Annotated in this window: 12 protein-coding genes; 3 read left to right on the plus strand and 9 right to left on the minus strand. The window is 72.9% G+C overall.

Features of this window, described 5'->3' with window-relative positions; all coding sequences use genetic code 11:
• Window position 1 precedes the first annotated feature (1 nt).
• Both ABZ567_RS05170 and ABZ567_RS05175 read right to left on the minus strand, forming a co-directional pair.
• Entirely contained in the window at window positions 2-2,341 is a 2,340-nt protein-coding gene (locus ABZ567_RS05170; protein ID WP_360784861.1) for a hypothetical protein, read from the minus strand.
• Between the two features lie 14 nt (window positions 2,342-2,355).
• Window positions 2,356-2,796: a hypothetical protein gene (locus tag ABZ567_RS05175; RefSeq protein ID WP_360784863.1), complete on the minus strand. Its 441-nt coding sequence runs from the start codon at window positions 2,794-2,796 to the stop codon at window positions 2,356-2,358.
• Between the two features lie 580 nt (window positions 2,797-3,376).
• Between ABZ567_RS05175 and ABZ567_RS05180 the strand changes: the two genes are divergently transcribed.
• From ABZ567_RS05180 to ABZ567_RS05190, 3 genes are all read left to right on the plus strand, one after another.
• The gene (locus ABZ567_RS05180) at window positions 3,377-4,228 is read left to right on the plus strand and encodes a serine/threonine protein kinase (RefSeq protein WP_360785057.1); all 852 of its coding nucleotides are present in this window, start codon (window positions 3,377-3,379) and stop codon (window positions 4,226-4,228) included.
• A gap of 76 nt (window positions 4,229-4,304) precedes the next feature.
• Window positions 4,305-6,491 (plus strand): protein kinase, encoded by a 2,187-nt coding sequence (locus ABZ567_RS05185; protein WP_360784865.1) that lies wholly within the window; start codon window positions 4,305-4,307, stop codon window positions 6,489-6,491.
• Window positions 6,492-6,555: 64 nt separating this feature from the next.
• Window positions 6,556-8,658 carry a protein kinase gene (locus tag ABZ567_RS05190; RefSeq protein WP_360784867.1) on the plus strand — a complete coding sequence of 701 codons (2,103 nt, stop codon included), beginning with the start codon at window positions 6,556-6,558 and terminating at the stop codon, window positions 8,656-8,658.
• A gap of 100 nt (window positions 8,659-8,758) precedes the next feature.
• Here ABZ567_RS05190 and mycP read toward each other — a convergent pair whose 3' ends face one another.
• The 7 genes from mycP to ABZ567_RS05225 all read right to left on the minus strand — a co-directional run bounded on the left by mycP (window position 8,759) and on the right by ABZ567_RS05225 (window position 19,083).
• Complete coding sequence (gene mycP / locus ABZ567_RS05195; protein WP_360785059.1) at window positions 8,759-9,940, minus strand: type VII secretion-associated serine protease mycosin; 1,182 nt, start codon at window positions 9,938-9,940, stop codon at window positions 8,759-8,761.
• A 77-nt stretch (window positions 9,941-10,017) separates the two neighbouring features.
• Window positions 10,018-11,481 carry a hypothetical protein gene (locus tag ABZ567_RS05200; RefSeq protein ID WP_360784869.1) on the minus strand — a complete coding sequence of 488 codons (1,464 nt, stop codon included), beginning with the start codon at window positions 11,479-11,481 and terminating at the stop codon, window positions 10,018-10,020.
• A 107-nt stretch (window positions 11,482-11,588) separates the two neighbouring features.
• Window positions 11,589-12,059: a hypothetical protein gene (locus tag ABZ567_RS05205; protein ID WP_360784870.1), complete on the minus strand. Its 471-nt coding sequence runs from the start codon at window positions 12,057-12,059 to the stop codon at window positions 11,589-11,591.
• A gap of 122 nt (window positions 12,060-12,181) precedes the next feature.
• Window positions 12,182-14,503, minus strand: coding sequence for a molybdopterin cofactor-binding domain-containing protein (locus tag ABZ567_RS05210; RefSeq protein WP_360784872.1), 2,322 nt, complete (start codon window positions 14,501-14,503; stop codon window positions 12,182-12,184).
• Entirely contained in the window at window positions 14,500-16,350 is a 1,851-nt protein-coding gene (locus tag ABZ567_RS05215) for a 2Fe-2S iron-sulfur cluster-binding protein (RefSeq protein WP_360784874.1), read from the minus strand. The genes ABZ567_RS05210 and ABZ567_RS05215 overlap by 4 nt, the downstream gene beginning before the upstream one ends.
• Window positions 16,347-17,222 carry an FAD binding domain-containing protein gene (locus ABZ567_RS05220; protein ID WP_250766367.1) on the minus strand — a complete coding sequence of 292 codons (876 nt, stop codon included), beginning with the start codon at window positions 17,220-17,222 and terminating at the stop codon, window positions 16,347-16,349. The genes ABZ567_RS05215 and ABZ567_RS05220 overlap by 4 nt, the downstream gene beginning before the upstream one ends.
• 226 nt (window positions 17,223-17,448) lie before the next feature.
• The gene (locus tag ABZ567_RS05225) at window positions 17,449-19,083 is read right to left on the minus strand and encodes a beta-N-acetylhexosaminidase (protein ID WP_360784876.1); all 1,635 of its coding nucleotides are present in this window, start codon (window positions 19,081-19,083) and stop codon (window positions 17,449-17,451) included.
• Window position 19,084 lies beyond the last annotated feature (1 nt).

Consider the following 19,084-nt stretch of genomic DNA (forward strand, 5'->3'; position numbering starts at 1 on the left):
ATCAGCCTGTCTCGGGGGCATTGCCGGTCTGCTTCGCGTGGTCGTTACCCGCTCCGTAGCCGTTGCTCACCGACTCGATCATGTCCTGGCGGAAGTCGCTGCTCACCTGGCCGCGGTGCTCGGCCAGGAACCGCTCCATCGGCGACTCGGCACTGTACCGGCCGGCCGTGTACATGGCCGCGTTGTCCTCGTGGATCTGGTCCTCGGTCTTGTCCTTGTGGTCCTCGACCGACTTGTCCGACCAGTCGCCCACGACCTGCCCGGCCAACTGCTCCATGACGCCCGAGCCGGTGTCGACCGCGAGCGGTACGAGGACGGCGGCGGCACCGACCGCCGCGGTGGCGGGCAGAAAGGCGACACCCGCCGCGATGCCGACCGTGGCGCCGAGCTGCACCCAGCCGGCCTTGGCGGCCTGCGCCTTCTCGTACTCCTCGTGCTTCTTCACACCCTCGGCCTCGACCTGGTCGCCGCGGGACTGGTCGAGGAGACCCTGGAAAGTGGCCCCCGTGAACGCGGCGCCCCGCGCGCGTCCCTCGTCGATCTTGCCGTCCGGGCCGACCTGAGCTTCAAGGACGCTGGTGGTGTAGAGGCGCTCCGCCGTGGAGACCGTGGCGTAGGCGTCCGGATGCTGGCCGAGGGTGCTCAGGAACTTGACCGCGTCCTCACGCCCGAACTGGGGGTGGGCCGACGGGTCCTTCGTCGGGCTGAAAACGCTGTCCGAAGTGTTCTTGTCCAGCGCCCAGTTGAGGTCGTCGATGTAGCCGGCGCCCATGTTGCCGAGGCTGTCCGCCAGCGTGGGCTGCCACTTCTTGAGCAGCTCGGGGTCGCCGCCGTACGTCTCTACGACGCTCTTCATGATCCCGGCCGTGGTCTCGTCGCGCTTGAGTTCCGGCGTCGTGTCGTCCCAGGCGTGGCCGAGCGTCGCCGCCTCCAAGGCATGGCCCAGCGCGTCCGGCATGTACGCGGCCGACTTCTTGGCCTCGTCGGGGTCGTGCCCGTCGATGTCGGGGAAGAACTCGTACTTCTCGTTGCCGAAGAAGTCGAGATAGTTCTCGATCTTCTTGCCGTCCTTGTCGTTGCCGAGGTTCAGCTCCCCGCCGACGCTGCCGTCCTTGTTGTACGAGGTCAGCGGCTCCTTCGAGAAGAACTCCTTCGCCGCCTCCGGGCTGTGGCCCAGCGCCTCCAGCATCGAGACCATCGGGTCGAAGCCGGAGCCGTTTACGCCCGACGGGTTGTACTGGTTCTGGAGCCAGCCGCCGCCCATCGGCTTGCTGTTGGCGAAGAGGTACGGGTCCTTCGCGTGGAGCTGGGTGACGTGCTCGGCGATCGGGACGAGGAACTTCTTGTCGTAGTCGCCGTAGCGCATGATGCCGCCGAGCAACTGGTACCCGAACGCCGGGTTGTTGTCGTACTTGACGAGCGGGATGCGCTCCGTGCCCAGCTTGCGCATCTCCGTCGACCACTTGTCGGTCCACGCGTCGCCGCCCTGCGTCGCCGTCGCCAGGTTCATGCCCAGGTTCCGCTGGAGGTCCTGGACGTCGGCGAGGCGCTGCTTGTCGACCTTCGAGTAGTCGTAGGTGTCCGTCGACAGCTGGCCGAAGAACTCGAGCGCGCCCTTCGGCCCCATGCCGTCGTAGAAGGTCCGGGAGAACTCCTTCGAGCCGCTGTTGTCCTTCAGCAGCTCGTTGAGGCGCTCCAGCTCCTCGTGGGAGATGTCCCGGCCCTTCTTCGCCAGGTCGACGGCGCGCTGCGCCTCCTCGGCGTCGAGGCTGGTGTACCTGGGGGCGCTGAAGTTGTGCTTGTCCCCGGTGATGTTGGCCTTGAGCGCGTTCGAGCAGGACACGTCGGCGTCGTCACAGGCCTCCACGATCACGTCGATCCGCCGCTGCATCGCCTCGATGTCCGCCTGCTCCTTGCGGACCATGTCCTGGAAGTCGGGGTCGTGCCGCATCCCCTGGTCCTTGGTTCCGGACAGCGGCTCGGCCGCCACGACCCTGCCGTCGGCGTTCACCTTGAAGCCCTTGGCGGGGGCCTCCGTGTCGACGATCTTCTTGAGGTCGTCCTTCGCCTTCTTGAAGGCGTTGTAGCCGTCCAGCAGGACCTTGTGGATGCCGTCGGCCGCCTTCGCCGCGTCGTCGAACTCCTTCGCGGTCTTGTCCACGAAGGGCTTCGTGACCTCGGCGTTCACCCCGCGCCAGTAGTCGTCCTTGGCCTTCGCCGCCATCGTCGTACGCGCGTCGTCGGCGAGCTGGTCCAGCTTGCCCTTCATCGCCGACCAGTCGTCGGCCGAGGCCTTCATCTTGTCGAGCGGGGCCTGGTACACGTTGTCAAAGGTCAGCACAGCAGGTCCCCCGCCTACTTGAGGTACTCGTTGATCTTGGAGGCCGAGAAGGCCGCCTTGATGTCCGCCTCTTCCTTGGCGTGCGAGGCCGCGCTGTAGTCGAGGTGGTTGGAGATGTTGGCGCAGGCGTCGAGCAGCGTGTTCAGCTGCGAGCTCCACGTCTCCTGCACGGTCGACATCGCGGAACCGGTCAGGAAGCCGTGGCTGGACAGGCCCGACGCCGCTTCCGTGGTGTTCGTACGCGCGTGGTTCCCGTCCTTGACCAGGCGGCCGTGCAGCGCGTAGGCGGCGCTGCCGATGGCTCCGAGCTTGTCCTGGTCGACGCTGAGGTCGGCGCTCCCGCCGCCCCCGCCGCCGGGGTCGGGGGCGACCTGGTTGAGCCGCATGCCCACCGTGTCCGTGGACCCTGACGTGGACGTGGACCGGGCCGACGCCCACTCCTGATCGAACGACATGCTCTCCCCCGCGACGGTGATCGTTCCGGCTTCGCCTCAGCAAGTTCCGTGCCCACGGAAACATGGCGATCGTAGTCCCCTGCGCACCCGTTCGAGCGTCACTCATCGGCAATCAGCACCGTCCGCGAGATCTTCACTGCGTACCCGCGGCCACTTCACCTTCGCAACCCGGACAGCCCGGACTTTCCCGGACGCCCACGCGGCGACCCCGCCCCACCGCCCCTCCCGGGCACGGCCTCCCACCCACGCCTCGATAGGCTCGACCGGCCCCCGTCACCACGGGGCGCACGGACGACGGGGGGCAGGACCGGTGGAACAGTCGCGCAGGGGAGAGGACTTCGCGCGGCGGGCCGTACCGTCCCCGAAGGAATCCGCACGGCCCGTCAGCCGGCCGCCGCAGGAGCCCGCACGGCCCGTCAGCCGGCCGCCGCAGGAGCCCGCACGGCCCGTCAGCCGGCCGCCGCAGGAGCCCGCACGGCCGATCACCCCGCCGGCCGGGGAACCCGTCCAGCGGACCGGCCCGTCCGTACAAGAACCTGTCCAGCGGGCCGCCCCCGCTCCTCAAGACGCGAGCCGCCGCATCGGCCCGTTCCGGCTGATCACCCGGCTCGACCCGGCCCACGCCGCTCCGCCGTGCCGCCGGTTCGTGGCCCGCAGCGAGGACGGCGAACACACCGTGCTCCTCAGCGCCCCGCTGCCGGGTACCGACCCCGCCCGGTTCGCCGCCGAGGCCGAGGCCGCCCGGTACCTCCTCGGCCCCTGGATCGCCCCGGTGACGAGCCTGGCGGGACCCGGCGAGGCGCCCTGGTACGCGAGCCCGTACGTCCCGGCGCTCCCGTTGCCCGTGGCCCTCGCCGTCCACGGCGGCCCGCTGCCCGAGGCGACCGTCCGGGCCGTCGGCGCCACCCTCGCCGAGGCGCTGGTCGCCGCGCACGGCCAGGGCCTCACGCACGCCGGGGTGTCCCCGGCCGCCGTCCTGCTGACCGCCGACGGCCCCCGGCTGACCTGTTACGGCGCGGTACGGGCCGCCGCGGCCGACGGCGAACCGCGCACCGGTCTGCCGGGCCTCGACCCGGGAGCGCTCGCTCCCGAGCAGGCCTCCGGGGGCCGCCCGCGCCCGCCGGGTGACGTCTTCGCGCTCGGTGCCGTCCTCGCGTACGCCGCCACCGGGCACACCGTCCCCGAGCGGGACGAGATCCCGCCCGCCCTGCGCGCGCCGATCGCCTCGTGTCTGGCCCGCGACCCCGCCGACCGGCCCACGGCCGCCGTCCTGACGGCGTCGCTCGCGCCGCCGACCGCGCACGAGACGGTGCTGAACTCGGCCGGTTCCCTCCTGGCCCCCGGCTGGCTGCCGGGCCGGGTGGTCGCCGCGCTCGCCCGCCAGTCCTCCGAACTCCTCGCCGCCGAACTGCCGGTGCCGGCAGGGTCCTGAAACACCCCCTCCCCACGCCGACCGGCCCCCCGCACACGCCTCCCTCCCCCTCCCCGGATCTGACGGACCTGACCTCATGCTGTCGCCCCTGACCCACGACGACCCCACCGCCGTCGCCTCGTACCGTCTCCTCGCCCGCCTCGGCTCCGGCGGCATGGGCACGGTCTACCTGGCGCGCACCCCCGGCGGCCGTACCGTCGCCCTGAAGACCGTGCACGCGCGGCTCGCGTCCGACCCGGCCTTCCGCGCCCGGTTCCGTCTGGAGACGGACGCGGCGCGGATCATCGGCGCTCGGCACGGCGCGGCCGTCGTCGACGCCGACCCGCTGGCCGAGACCCCGTGGCTGGCCACCGAGTACGTCCTCGGTCCGCCGCTCGACGACGCCGTCGCCCTCGGCGGCCCGCTCCCCGAGCCCACCGTCCGCGCTCTCGGCGCCGCGCTCGCGGGGGCCCTGGCGCAGCTGCACTCCTCGGACGTGGTGCACCGCGACCTGAAGCCGTCGAACGTCCTCGTCACCGCGTACGGCCCGAAGATCATCGACTTCGGCATCGCCCGCGCGGCCGGCGACGAGCACCTGACCCGTACGGGGGCGGCGGCCGGCACGCCCGCGTTCATGTCGCCCGAGCAGGCGAGCGGGCAGGAACACCCGCCCGCGGGCGACGTGTTCGCGCTCGCCGGCGTCCTCGTCTTCGCCGCCACGGGCCACGGGCCCTTCGGTACGGGCTCCGCCGCCGACCTCCTCTACCGCGTCCGGTACGCCGACCCCGACCTCACCGGCGTACCGGAAGCCCTGCTGCCGCTCCTGACCGCCTGTCTCGCCAAGGACCCTGCGGCCCGCCCCAGCACCGGCGCCCTGACCGACCACCTCCACGACGGCCACGGCGAGTTCGCGGACCACCTCCCGCGCCTGCTGCTCACCGACATCGCCCGCCGCGCGACGGACGTCTGGCTGCACGCCCCACACCGCCTCCCGGCGCCGGCGGAGTCGGCGGTCGCGGAGACCACCCCGAACACCCCCCTCTCCCGCCGCCGCGCCCTCACCCTGGGCGGCGGCTCCCTGCTGGGCCTGGCGGGAACCGGGGCGGGGGTGTGGGCGTGGCTGGGGTCGCGGGACACGGGCCGGCCCACCGGCGGTGCCCCGGCCCCGAAGGGCCCCAACGCCGTCCCCACCCCGACCTCTGCCGACGGCTCCCCCGCGCCGCTGTGGCAGGGCTCGGTCCTCGACCGCGAGGAGAAGACCACGCAGCTGCTCGCCGGTGACGACGTCGTGGGCTTCGCCGAGACCGTCTCGTTCCGCGCCGTCGACACGAGGACCGGCAGCAAGCTCTGGGAGGAGTCGACCGTCATGGAACCGCACCAGGTCACCACCGACGGCACGAACTACTACCTGTCCGACGGAAACTACGAGGGCCCCGGCGCCCTCAAGATCCGTACGCTGGCGCCGCGCACCGGGAAGGAAGCGGCCCGGACGATCGTGCTGAAGGGGATCGACGGAACGACCACGGAGCTCATCACCGCGTCCGGCGGAATCCTCTTCACCGCTTCGCGTCTGGGCAAGCGGGAGACCGACCCGGACGCGGACAACGTCGGTTGGCACCTGCTCGCCGTCGACCTGCGGACGGGCAAGGAGGCGTGGCGGCAGCCCTACGAGTGGGACGGCGTCCGGCCCTGGCTCGCCCAGGTCGTCGGAGACCAGCTGTTCCTCGGCAAGAACAGCGGCGACCTCGAGACCTTCCTCCTCCAGGCGCGGGACGCGCGCACGGGCCGGCAGCTGTGGAAGCGACGGCTCCCACTGGCGGAGTCCGACGGGTTCATCCCCGGCCATCTCACCTTCGACGACCGGCACGTCTACACGGGCGGCGACCGTCTCCGGGCGGTGCGCCTGACGGACGGGGCGATCGCCTGGGAGTACGGCACCGGCACCGACCCGCTGGGCTACGGGGTCCCCGTCGTCGCGGGCGGTCTCGCCTACACGAACGTGAGCGGGCAGGGTCTCGTGGCCGTCGAGACCACCTTCGGCATCGAGCGCTGGAAGGAGGAACCCGGGAGTCGTCCGCTGACCCCGCGCGCTCTCGTCAAGCCGGTGATCGGCACGAAGTACGCCTACGCCCCTGTACGGGGCGGTCTGAGCGCGGTCGACCTGACGACCCGCACCTCGGCCTGGGTCTTCCCCACGGACGCCACGCGCTACGTCGTCGACCAGGAGCGGAGCCGCATCATCGGGGCCGGGACGTCGTCCGTGGTAGCGATCCCGTTCGAGTGAGCCCCCGCCCCCTGCCCCGTCTCCTGTCTCGACCCCCAGCCACCGAACCGGAAAGCATCTCCTCGTGACCACGCAGCCCCTCGCCGTCGGCGATCCGCTCCGGCTCGGCCCGTACCGCCTGCTCGGCGTCCTCGGCGAGGGCGGCATGGGCAAGGTGTACGTCGGCCGTGACGGCTCCGGAACACCCGCCGCCGTCAAGGTCCTCCGCCCCGAGCTCGCCCACGACCAGCACCTCGCCCAGCGCTTCGTCCGCGAGGCCGACATGGCGCGGGCCGTGACGAGCCGTGGCGTGGCCCGGGTCCTCGACGCGCAGACGGAGGGGGGACGGCCGTGGATCGCCGCCGAGTTCCTCGCGGGACCGACGCTGGACATCGCCGTCCGCGACCACGGGCCGATGGACGTGCCGACGGTCCGCGCCCTCGCCGCCCGCCTCGCCCGCACCCTGCACGACATCCATGCCGCCGGGCTCGTCCACCGCGACCTCAAACCCGCGAACATCGTGCTCACCTCGACGGGCCCGCGGATCATCGACTTCGGCATCGCCCGCCCCGAGCACGGGCTCACCCTCACGACGACCGGCCAGATCCCGGTCACCCCGGGGTACGGGGCGCCGGAGCAGGTCCTCGGGCAGCGCGTCGGCCCGGCGTCGGACGTCTTCTCCCTCGGCGCGGTCCTCGCGTACGCGGCGAGCGGCCGGCGCACCTTCGACGGCGCGCACGTGGCGGCGGTCCAGTACGAGGTCGTGCACGGCGCCCCGGACCTGAGCCTGGTGCCGCCGGAACTCCAGGGCCTCATCGGCCCGTGCCTGGCGAAGGACCCGGCGTTCCGTCCGTCGCCGCCGCAGGTGGCCGAGGCCTTCGCCCCGCCGAAGGGCGCCGACCGCGCCTGGCGCAAGGGGCCACTCGCCGAGGACATCACGCGGCGCGAGACGGCCACGAAGCGCCTGGCGGCACCCGCGGACACCGCCGTCCCCTCCTCCTCGCCGACCCGGCGGCGCTTCCTCACCGGCGCGGCCGTGGGCGTGGCGGTCCTGGGCGCGGGCGGCGGGGCGGGGGCCTGGTGGCTGGACCGGGAGGGTGGGGAGAAGTCACCGACCGCCGACGTGCCGCCCGCCGTGCCGACCCCCGAGGCGGCCTTCGTGTCGATCATCGACACCCCGTACGGCAAGGTCCCCGATCCCCTGTGGGGGCCCCGGCAGGTCGCCGCACCGAACGGCCCCGTGCCGTTTCCCGTAAGGGATGTGGTGATCATGGAGGCGGCCGAGGGCGGGCTGCTCGCGCTCTCCGTGACGGACGGCAAGGAACGCTGGCGGGCCAAGGAGATCGACGCCGCCGCCGGTTTCGTCTCCGTCGCCGACCGGCTCGTCGTGGGCGTGGACAAGAACGGCGTCGCGCACGCCTTCGTCGCCTCCACCGGAAAGCCCGTCTGGCAGAGCCAGAACGACGTCGACCACCTCCTGGCCGCCGACGGCACCCACGTCTTCCTGGTGACCCGGAAGAACGAACTCCGCGCGCTCGACGCCTGGACCCTCGCCACCACGTGGACGCGCCCGATGCCGTCCCCCCGCTTCCCGACGGGTCCCGCGAAGGCCGCGGTGGGCAGGAAGCGGCTGGTGATCCACGGCAGGGACGGCCTCGTGACCGCGCTCTTCACGGAGACGGGCGAGACGGACTGGTACGTCAGGAACCAGGGCACCGACGGCGAGACCCCCGTCCTCGGCGACAACATCGCCTACTTGGGCGGCCGTGTGCTCATGGCCCGCCGGCTCGACCGCGGCGACTATCTGTGGGACGAGGAGTCCACGGGCGAGGAGCCCTGGGAGGCGTTGGCCACGGACGGCGACTACCTCATCGCCGTCAGGGACCACCAGGTCTACCGCTACAGCACGATGCGAGACACCCACCACCCGCTCTCCGACTGGATGGTGGTCATGGACGGTCTGGGCGGGAGCGCGGGTCCCCGCAACCCCCCTGCCGTGGCGGGCTCGACCGTCTGGGCCAGCTCGCCCGACAACAGCCAGGTCGAGGTCTTCCACAAGACCACCGAGGAGAGCCTCTTCACCGTGACGGTCCCGCGCGAGGGCGCCTACCAGCTGGCGGCCGCCGGCAACCGCGTCTTCATCGCCCGCGGCGGCCGGGTCTACGCCGTGCCGGTATACGGCCAGTGAACCGGCTCACCGGTCGACGGCCAGTGAACCGGCTCACCGGTCGACGACCGGTGAGCCGGGCCACGCGTGAGTTACGGACGTCCAGCGGCAGGGCGTGGGTTCAGCCCCGACGTGAACGGAGTACGGATACGGCGACGGCGGCGCCGATCAGGACGGCCGCGCCGATGCCGAGCCCGATCCACAGCCCGGTGTCGCCGCCCTCGTCGCTCGCGACGGATCCGGGCGCGGGCGCGGGCGCCGCGGAGGAGGGATCCACCGGCCCCGGGTCGGCCGAGGGCGGGTTGGCGGGACCGGAAGGCGTGGCGGTCGCCGCCTCGGTGAGGTCGTCGATGGGCCGGACGTCGGCCGGGCCGGGGTCACCGGGCGTCTTCAGCGTACGGAGCGGGCGGATGGCGCCGTACCCGACGAAGTCGCTGCGCTTCTCGCCCCCGGAGGGCTTGGCGATGGTGTTGAGCATGACCTTGAGGACCTGGTTGTTGGTCCAGTCGGGGTGCTTCGACCAGAGGAGCGCGGCGGCGGCGGAGGCGAGGGCGGTGGCGTCACTGGTACCGGTGGACTTGCAGACTCCGCCGTCGTCGCAGGCGGCGACGATGTCCTTGCCCGGGGCCACGATGTCGACCTGGTCGCCGTGCTGGGACATCGGGACGCGCTTCCCCTTGTTGTCGGAGGCACCTACACCGACGACGCCGGGAGTCGCCCCCGGATACTCCACGACGTTGCCCTTGTCGCCGGTGTTGCCGACGGAGGCGAAGACGAGGGCGCCCTTGTCGAGGGCGTACTTCACGGCGTCCGTGAGCTCCTGGGAACCCGACCGGGCGCCCTGCGAGATGTTGATGACCTTCGCGCCGGCGTCGACCGCGAACCTGATGGCCTCGGGGGCCAGCTTGTTGAACTGCTTGTCCGCGTCGGCCGAGCTGCGGTCCTGGTCCGGGGCGGGCAGCCGGACGGGCAGGATCTTCACTCCGGGGGCGAGGCCGAAGGCCCCCGCTCCTCCGTTGGCCTTGCCCGTGCCGGCGATGACGCCCGCCATGCCCGTGCCGTGGCCCTCGACGTCGGTGTGCTCGTCCCCTTCCGCCTCGGGTGCCAGGTCCTTTCCGTCCAGGACCTGGCCTCTGAGGTCGGGGTGGGTGTCCTCCACGCCACTGTCGATCACCGCGACCGTGACGCCCTTGCCCGTGCTGAGCTGCCAGATCTCCTCGGCTCCCATGGCGTCGAGGTGCCACTGCCGGTCTCTGACACCCGCCGCGTGGGCGGGGACGGAAGCGATGCCCACCAGCAGCATCCCCAAGGCGGCCGAGGCGGTGACTCGGGCGCGACTCCGTCGCGTACTGCTGGTAGACATCTGCTTCCTCGCGCTGATCAGTCGATGACGGGCGGCGCCGCGCGGCGGTTGCCCTGCTGCCAGGTCTCCTCGTCCTCGACAAGGTAGTCGGGACGCTCTCCGTTCTGCTCCTCGCGGTCGCGGCCGGCCGGCGTGGAGCCTCCGCGCACGAGGCCGGAGCCACCGGGCGTGAAGGGACGCGCGCCGCCGCCTACGGCACCTGCGGCACCGGCGCGCTGCGCCTTGCCGCCGACGACTCCGCCGGTCTCGCCTGCGAGGCGACGTCCGCCGCTGATGCCGTTCTGTCCGGCGCCCATGCCTCCGCCCATCGCGCCGGACATGCCGCCGCCCATCGGGCCGCGGCCCATGGCCGTTCCGTTGCGGCCGCCGGTCTCGGTGCCGATGACGGTGCTGCGCGGGATGCCCGTCGAGGGACGGCCCGTCTGGGGCACCTGACGGCCGCCGCTGATGCCCTCACGGGGGCCGCCCATGGGGCCGGGCATGCCCGGGAGTCCACGCGGGCCGGTGGTCATCGGGTTGCGCGTGCCGCCGGTGACGGGGCCGGTGGGGCCCACCGGCTTCGGGCCGCCCTTCCCCGTGAAGGGCGGGATACCGGTGGTCGTCACGAACGGAGGCGTACCGCCGTCCGGCTTGGTGACCGGGGGCGGACCGCCGGGCGTCTGCGTCGTCGGACCTGTCGTGGTCGGCGGCAGGGTGTCCACGCTGTCGATGCCGAGGTCCACGGGCGCGTCGGGACGTACCTCCGGACGGATGGTGTGCGTCGGCCCGGTCGGGTCACTCGTCGACGGGAGTGTGATCGTGTCGGGCGTGGACCGCGTGTCCGACTGCGAGCGCGTGGTGTTCGTGCCGGTGGTGGTGTCCGTGCCCGTGGTCCGGCTGTCGCTCGTCGGGTACTGGACGCGCTCGGTCTCGCCCTGCCGGCCACGGCTGGTGTCCGGCGGCACGAACGCCCCCGGCGGCGGCGGGAACGTCGGCGGCTTGTTGTTGTCCATGTGGAAGGTGGACCACTTGTACGCCTCCGAGAGGCGGTCCATCTCCTTCGCCGCCGCCTCCTTGTTCGCCGCTTCCTTGGCCTCGATGGCCGCGAGCTCCTCGCTCGCGGCCATCGAGGAACGGGCGTTGCCGGCGATCGTCCGGGAGTCGGGGTCGTTGCGGTACTTCAGCGCCGCTTCGAGGTTCTCCTTGGCGGAGGCGTGGGACGTGTACCGGGGCATGGCGCTCTGCGCCGAGGCGATGGCGATGGAGTTCTCCTCCATCCACTTCCCGCCGCCCTCGCTGTAGTCCGCGAGCGCCTTCGTCGAATTGGCCACGTTGGTGGCCCACTCGGCGAAGGCCTTCTCGGCCTCGCCCTCCCAGTCCATGCGCTCCATGCTGGACTTCAGCTCGGCGGCGATCTTCTCCAGCTGTGCCGCGACCGACTTCAGCCGACTCGCCGCATCGCCCACGTAGTAGCTACTGGCCTCGTCCAGCCATGTCAACATCTGCTGATGCGACATGGCACGGAAATTGGTTCCGCCGCCTCCGCCGCCCTCTGCAGGCCTCATGCCTCGCCTCTTCCCCGTGTCCCCGAAATTCCGTCCGCTCCGGGCTACTTGTAGTCGCCGCCACCCTCGGTGGTCTCGCCGCCTTCGCTGGCCTGCGCCCCGTTGCCCGCTTCCTTCTCGGCCTTCTGCTTGGCCTCGTAGGTCCGCTGGTGGATCTGGATCATCTTGCGCTTGATGTCGTCGTCCATCTCCTCGAAGCCGTTCTTCGAGGCGACGACCGCGATCCCGAGGCCCTCCAGGCAGTCCTTGAGCAGGCCGGAGAGCTCCACCAGGCGGGAGAGAGTCCCGTCGTACGCCGCGTAGGCGCCCTGGGCCTCGCCCCAGGCGGCGCCGCCGCCGCCGAACTGGGGTCGGGACACCGGCTGGTCCTTCAGCTTCCCGGGACCGGCCTCCGATCCCTGGAGCTGCTCGATGAGGCCCTCGACGCCCTTCCGGAACGTCTCCATGGAGTCGGCGCTGTACTTCACGGCCTGCGCCCGCATCCCGGACGTCAGACCACCCACCTCAGGCAACATGCTCGCGCTCCTCCCCCGTGAACCACCATGCCGTGTACCGCACACAAGTCTAGGAGTTCACTGTAGTTGGGAACGACGACAGTGCGCACCCCGGGGTTGCACAAGCAACGGACATCACACGGTTACGAATTGGGCACGGCGACGGCCGCCTGGGGCCTGATCGGGAGGCGGTTGACCGGGCGTCCGGTCGCCGCGCGCACCGCTGAGGCCACTGCGGCGGGTGAGGTCACGACGGGGATCGCGCTCGCGGCCTTGGCGCCGAAGGGGGCCACCACGTCGCGTTCCTCGACCAGTTTCACGATGCGAATGTCCGGGGCATCCAGGGATGTCGGGAGTGCGTAGCCCGTGAAGTCGGGGTGCCGGACCAGGCCGCGGGCGGTGCGGAGGTTCTCCGTGAGGGCCGCGCCGACGCCCTGGGTGACGCCCGCCTCGATGCGGGTGGCGAGCTGGGCGGGGTTGAGGACGCGGCCGACGTCCTGGGCGACGGCCATCTCCACGACGCGTACGGCGCCGAGTTCGATCTCCACGTCGACCACCGCGCGGATGGCGCAGAACGCGAGGCCGACGAACGCGTCGCCCTGGCCCGAGTCGTCGAGCGGCTCCGTGGGGTGGGGGCGGCACTGGGCGGTGGCCCAGAGTTCCTTGCCGTCCATCGCCTCCGTGACCGTCGTCGAGAGGACCCCGTCGTACGAGGTGATCTTGCCGTCGGTGATCTGGAGGAGCTCCGTCGACATGCCGAACTGGTGGGCCAGCGGCTGCAGAAGCTGCGTACGGACCATTTTCGCGGCCCGTTCCACCGCTCCGCCGGAGACCCATGTGTGGCGGCCGTGGGCGGCCGGGCCCGCCGGCGGCTGGTCGGTGTCGACGGGGGCGACGTGCACCTCGTCGATGCCGAGCGTGTCCTGCACGATCTGGCGGGCGAGGGTCGAGAAGCCCGAACCGGTGTCCACCGCCGAGCAGATGACCGTCGCCACCCCGTCCTGGACCCGTACCGTCGCCGTCGAGACCTCGTCGGTGCCCTCCGCGCCCAGCATGTGCACCATGCCGAGCGCGTACCCCACGCCCCGCCGCACCGCGCCGGGTTCGCCCGCCCCCTCCGGGCCGCCGGGCAGCAGCCAGTCGCCCTCCGGGGTGTCCTTCGGGAGCGGTGGGAGAGGGAAGTCCCGTACGGCGGCGAGGAGTTCGGCCACCGGCGCCGGGCAGGTCACCGTCTGGCCGGTGGGCAGGATGTCACCCGTCGCCATGACGTTCCGCATGCGCAGCTCGGCCGGGTCCACGCCCAGTTTCGCCGCGAGTCTGTCCATCTGCGCCTCGTACGCCGCGCACACCTGCATCGCGCCCTCGCCCCGCACATGGCCGGACGGGGGGTTGTTCGTACGGACGGCCCAGCCTTCGACGAAGGCGTGCGGGACGACGTACGGCCCGCAGGCGAAGGCCACGGCCGCCGCCAGGGACTCGGACGACGAGTCGGCGTACGCGCCCGCGTCCAGCAGGATCTGCGCCTCCACCTTCACCAGGCGTCCCTCCGCGTCCGCGTGGTGCCGGTAGCGCAGCAGGGTGGGGTGACGGTGGGCGTGACCGAGGAAGGACTCCTCGCGCGTGGCGGTGAGCTTGACCGGGCAGCCGGTACGCAGCGCGAGCAGGCCCAGCGGGATCTGGAAGCCCGGGTCCTCACGGTCACCCGTGGCACCGGGGACACCGGTGACGACCAGCTTGACCTGCTCGGGCGGCAGTCCGAAGCAGGCGGCGGCCAGGTCCCGGTCGGTGTGCGGGTCGGTGGACGCGGTGTAGAGCTCCACCCCGCCGTCCGGGCGCGGTACGGCGAGTCCCGCCTCCGCGCCGATCGGCGCCGGGTCCTGGCGCCCGATCCGGTACAGGCCCTCAACCACGACCTCGCCCGTCGCGTCCGGGTCGCCGAAGCGCAGCGGGATGTGCCGGATCAGGTTGCCGTCAGGGTGCAGCGCCTCCGCCGCGAACGCCTTCTCCGGGTCGGTCACCGGGTCGAGCACCTCGTACTCGACGCTGATCGCCGCCGCGGCGAGCCGGGCCGTGTCCGGGTGGTCGGCGGCGACCGCCGCGAGGGCCTCGCCGTGGTGCCGGACCAGGTCCGACGCGAAGACGGGCCGGTCCGCGACCCGGCGGCCGTACGTCGCCGCGCCCGGCACGTCGGCGGCCGTCACCACGGCCCGTACGCCCGGCATGGCGGCCGCGGCGCTGGTGTCCACGGACACGATGCGGGCGTGGGGGTGCGGGGAGCGCAGGATCGCGGCCCACAGCAGCCCCTCGGCCCACAGATCGGCGGCGTACGGGAAGGTGCCCTCGGTCTTCGCCCGCGCCTCGGCCTGCGGGAGCGAGGTGCCGAGGCCGTGCGCGGCCGGTTCCTGGCCCAGCGGCCCGGGGAGGTCCGGTGCCGTGGGTACGGCGGTGGTCGCGTCGCTGCTCACGCCATGCCTCCGTCGTGCGGGTGCGGGATCTGGTGCGGGACACGGGGCTCGTCGGCGCTCTCGGCCGCGGTGGCCGCCGCGGTCGCCTCGCGCTCGTCGACGACGTCCCGCACGGCTTCGAGCACGCCCCGGTAGCCGGAACAGCGGCACAGGTTGCCGGCCAGCGCCTGGCGGGTCTCGAGCTCCGTGGGGGCGTGGTTGCCCTCCAGCAGGTCGTGCACGGTCATGCACATGCCGGGGATGCAGAAGCCGCACTGGACGGTGCCGCACTTGGCCATGGCCCGCTGCACGTCCGAGGGCTCCCCGTCGACCGCGAGGCCCTCGACGGTCCGCACCTCGCTCCCGGCGGCGGTCGCCGCGGGGACGAGGCAGGAGGCGACGAGGCGGCCGTCGACCTGCACGTTGCACGCGCCGCACTCGCCCTGCGAGCAGCCGTCCTTGGCCCCGGCGAGACCGAGACGCTCCCGCAGGACGTACAGCAGCGACTCCCCGATCCAGGACCCGGTCACGGGCCGGTCGGCGCCGTTGACCCGGAGGGTGTACGAGGTGTGGGGGTGCTCGTCGCTGTCCGTGGACGCGTGGACGCTCGCGCTGAGCGTGACGTCGGGGGTGGCGGGGGCGGAGGAGGCGGAGACCTGGGCCGGGATGGAGACCGGGGCGGGGTCGGATCCCGGGGTGGGCAGGGACGCCTGGGCGGGGTCGGATCCCGGGGCCGGGGTGGAATCGGGTTCCGCCGCGGGGGCCGGCACCGGGGCGGTCGCCCTCGCGTCGGGCGCGCCCGTCTCGTCGTCGGTCGGTTCCGCGGGGACCTCCGCCGGCGCGCCCGCCGCCGCCTCGGTCTCCGTCTCGGCGGTCTCCGCCTCCGGGCCCGCGCCCTGCTCCGCGACGTCGGCGTCGGCGTCGGCCGGTCGGCCTTCGGCCTGCGCGACCGGCTCCTCCGGCAGAGCCCACGGTGCGGGCGCGCCGCCCGGCAACGTCGCCGGCGCCTCGGCGTACCGCCGGACGGCCGACGCGGCGAACTCGTCCGGGACGGCCTCGGCCGCACCAGACCCGCCCGCCGTGTCCGGCGCGTCCGGAATCGCCCACTGGCCCGTACCACCGGGGCCGGCCGACGGCGCTGTCTCCGTGAAACGCCACTCGGCCGTCCCGTGCGGGTCCTGCTCGGCGTACGCGAAGTGCTCGACGTGCCCGGCCTGCTCACCCTGACCCGCGTGCTCGACGTGCCCGGCCTGCTCACCCTGACCCGCGTGCTCGACGTGCCCGGCCTGCTCACCCTGACCGGCGTGCTCGACGTGCCCGGCCTGCTCACCCTGACCGGCATGCCCAGCCTGACCGAAGTGCCCGCCCTGTCCGGTCTGTACGGCCTGTCCGAAGTACGGCGTCTGCCCGAGCTCCTGGGGCTGCTCGACGTACTCGGTCCGCCCGAACTCGCGGGGCTGCTCCGCGTACTCGGCCCGCCCGAACTCCTCGGGCTGCTCCGCGTACTCGGTCCGCCCGTACTCCTGGGGCTGCTCCGCGTACTCGGTCCGCCCGTACGATTCGGGCCGCTCCGCGTACTCGTTCCCGTCGAAGTACTGCGTCGTCCGCTCCGCCTGAGCCGGCGGGTGCACCGTCCACGTGCCCGTCGCCGCCGGGTCTGCCGTCGGCATCGGGGTGAGCGGCTGGAGCGGGGTGATCATCGGCGGTACGTAGCCGTGGCCGGGGGCCTCCAGGGGGACGCCGTCCAGCATGAAGTCCGGTGGCAGCTGGACGAACGCGGTCGCGTCCCCGTCGTACCCCTCGCTCTGCGGGATCGGCTCCCAGCCGCCCGGGCTCCCGCCCTGGTTCTCGTGTTCGTCGCTGCTCATGACAGTGCCCTCCCCAGTGCCCGTCGGGCGAGTGCGGCGACGGTGCGCCGCAGGTGCAGTACGGCAGGGGGCAACACGTCGTCGCCCTGCGGGTCCGGGATGCAGGCGGCGGCGACGTACTCGCCGAACGCCGCGAGTGCCTCCGGCGCCAGGCCCCGGTCGTTGTCCCAGTCCACGAGCGAGGCGATCCAGCGCTCCGCCTCCAGCGGGCGCAGCGGCATCGGGGCGACGGCGCCGACCGCGCAGCGCACTCCGCGCCGGGCCGGGTCGAGGACGACGGCGACGGAGGCGGTGGCGCGGGCGGGGCCGGTGCGGCCGGTGGCCTTGAGGAAGACCTGGGGGGCGTGGAGCAGGGGGACGCGGACGAAGGCGACGAGTTCGCCGGGGGCGAGCAGGTCGCGGCCCGCGAGCAGGTGGGAGACGGGGATCTCGCGGCTGCCGAGCGGGCCGAGGACGACCAGGTCGGCTTCGAGGGCGGCGAGGACGGGCAGCGAGTCGCCGGTGGGCGCGGCGGTGACGACGTTGCCGCCGAGGGTGCCCGCGTTGCGGATCTGGGGCGGTCCGGCGGCGCGGGAGGCGGCGGCGAGGGCCGGGATGAGGGCGGCGAAGTCGGGGCGACCCATCCGGGCGTGGGTGAGGCCGGCGCCGAGGAGGGCGTGTCCGTCCTGGTACTGCCAGCCGCGGATCTCGTTGATGCGGCTGAGGCCGACGAGTCCGGCGGGGCGGAGCTGGCCCTTGTTGACGGCGGCCATGAGGTCGGTTCCACCGGCGACGGGGACGGCGGCCGGCATGGCCGTGAGCGCCGCCACGGCCTCGTCGAGCGAGGCGGGCAGCGTCACGGACTGCGCCGTCTGTGGTGCGTGCGTGGTCAACCCGCTGCCCCTTCCCGGTGTCCCGGTGGTCCCCGACTGTGCCCGGCGGTCGCGCCTGCGTGTGGGCGTACCGTACGTGCTCACACGCCGGACGTGGCAACTCTGGCACATCTTCCGAGCGGTCCGGCGCGAGGGTCCGCGAAGGACTGTTCCGTCCGGGACGCCCCGAGGAGCGACGGTAACTTCCGTTTCGCCGCTCTTGGGTGACAGGGGGGCGTCGGGTCTCTCACACGTTCGGGGGCGTGCCCTCCAGGGGGCGGCCGAGGACCCCGGGGCGCCGCTGCCGGGGGTGGGGTCCGGTGGGCGGGCGGTAGTCGACGCCGAGGGCGTCGAGGCGCCGGTAGTGGGTGTTCATCCGGCGCTCGAAGGCCGGGTAGTCGCGCGCCTGCGGCGCGGGCAGCGCGGACCAGGCGACCTCCGCGAAGGCGGCGAGGCGCGGGAAGACCTGGTAGTCGATCCGGGCGCGGTTCTGCATGACCTCGGTCCAGACGTTGGCCTGGGTGCCCAGGATGTGGGCTGCGGCCTCGGGGGCGAGTCCCGGCGGGACGGGCTCGAAGCGGTAGACGTCCTCCAGGGTGCGGACGTATCCCAGCGGCATCGGCTCGTCCTCGCCCGGGGCCTGACGGTGGTCCAGGTACACCTGCTGTTCCGGGCACATGACGACGTCGTGGCCGGCCTCGGCGGCGGCGATCCCGCCCCCGTACCCGCGCCAGGAGGAGACGGCCGCGCCCTCGGCGAGGCCGCCCTCCAGGATCTCGTCCCAGCCGATGAGGCGGCGGCCCCGGGCGGTGAGCCAGCGGTCGAAGTGGCGGATGAACCAGGACTGGAGCTCGTCCTCGCCGGAGAGCCCGAGTTCCCGGATGCGGGCCTGGGCGGCCGGGGACGCCTTCCACTGGTCCTTGGGGCACTCGTCGCCGCCGACGTGGACGAAGGTGGAGGGGAAGAGGTCGAGGACCTCTTCGAAGACGCCCTCGTAGAAGCGCAGGACGTCCTCGGTGGGGGCGAGGACGTTCGGGTTGACGCCCCAGGTGTCCCAGACGGTGAGGGCCGTGGTGTCGACGACGTCGGTGTTGCCGAGTTCGGGGTACGCGGCGATGGCGGCCTGCGAGTGGCCGGGGAGGTCGATCTCGGGGACGACGGTGATGTGCCGTTCGGCGGCGTACGCGACGATCTCGCGGATGTCGTCCTGGGTGTAGAACCCGCCGTGCGGGGTGTCGTCCCAGAGGGGCGAGGCCCGGTGGCCCCACTTGCTGCGGGCCCGCCAGGAGCCTGTCCCGGTGAGCCGGGGATGGCGCTTGATCTCGATGCGCCAGCCCTGGTCGTCGGTGAGGTGGAGGTGGAGGACGTTCAGCTTGTGGGCGGCGAGGAGGTCCACGTAACGCAGGACGTCGTCCTTGGGCAGGAAGTGCCGGGAGACGTCGAGGAGGAGGCCGCGCCAGGCGAAGCGGGGGGTGTCCTCGATGGTCTGCGTCGTGAGGGCCGCGGTGGGCGCGGTGCCCGGGGGCGCCTTGCGGTACGCCTCCGGACCGAGGAGCTGACGGAGGGTCTGGGCGCCCCAGAAGACGCCCGCCGGTCCGCCGCCGACGATCTCGACGACCCGGTTCACCACCACGTGGAGCCGGTACGCCTCCGGGGCGAGGGTGTCGTCGGTGCGAAGCCGGACGCTGTTGACGGCGTTCTCGTCGGCGGTCTCCCGCAGGGGGAGCGCGAAGGCGGCGCCGAGGGTGGTGCGCAGCCAGCGTTCGGTGGTGCCGGTGCCGGGGGCGGCGTACAGGGTCGTGCGCGCGTCCAGGAGGAAGCCGCAGCGGTACGGCCCTTCGACCCGCGCGGGTGCCGGGATCAGGTCCATGGGGTGGGTCATC

Origin of the sequence: Streptomyces sp. NPDC016459 (assembly GCF_040632845.1) — a bacterium.
Lineage (GTDB): Bacteria > Actinomycetota > Actinomycetes > Streptomycetales > Streptomycetaceae > Streptomyces.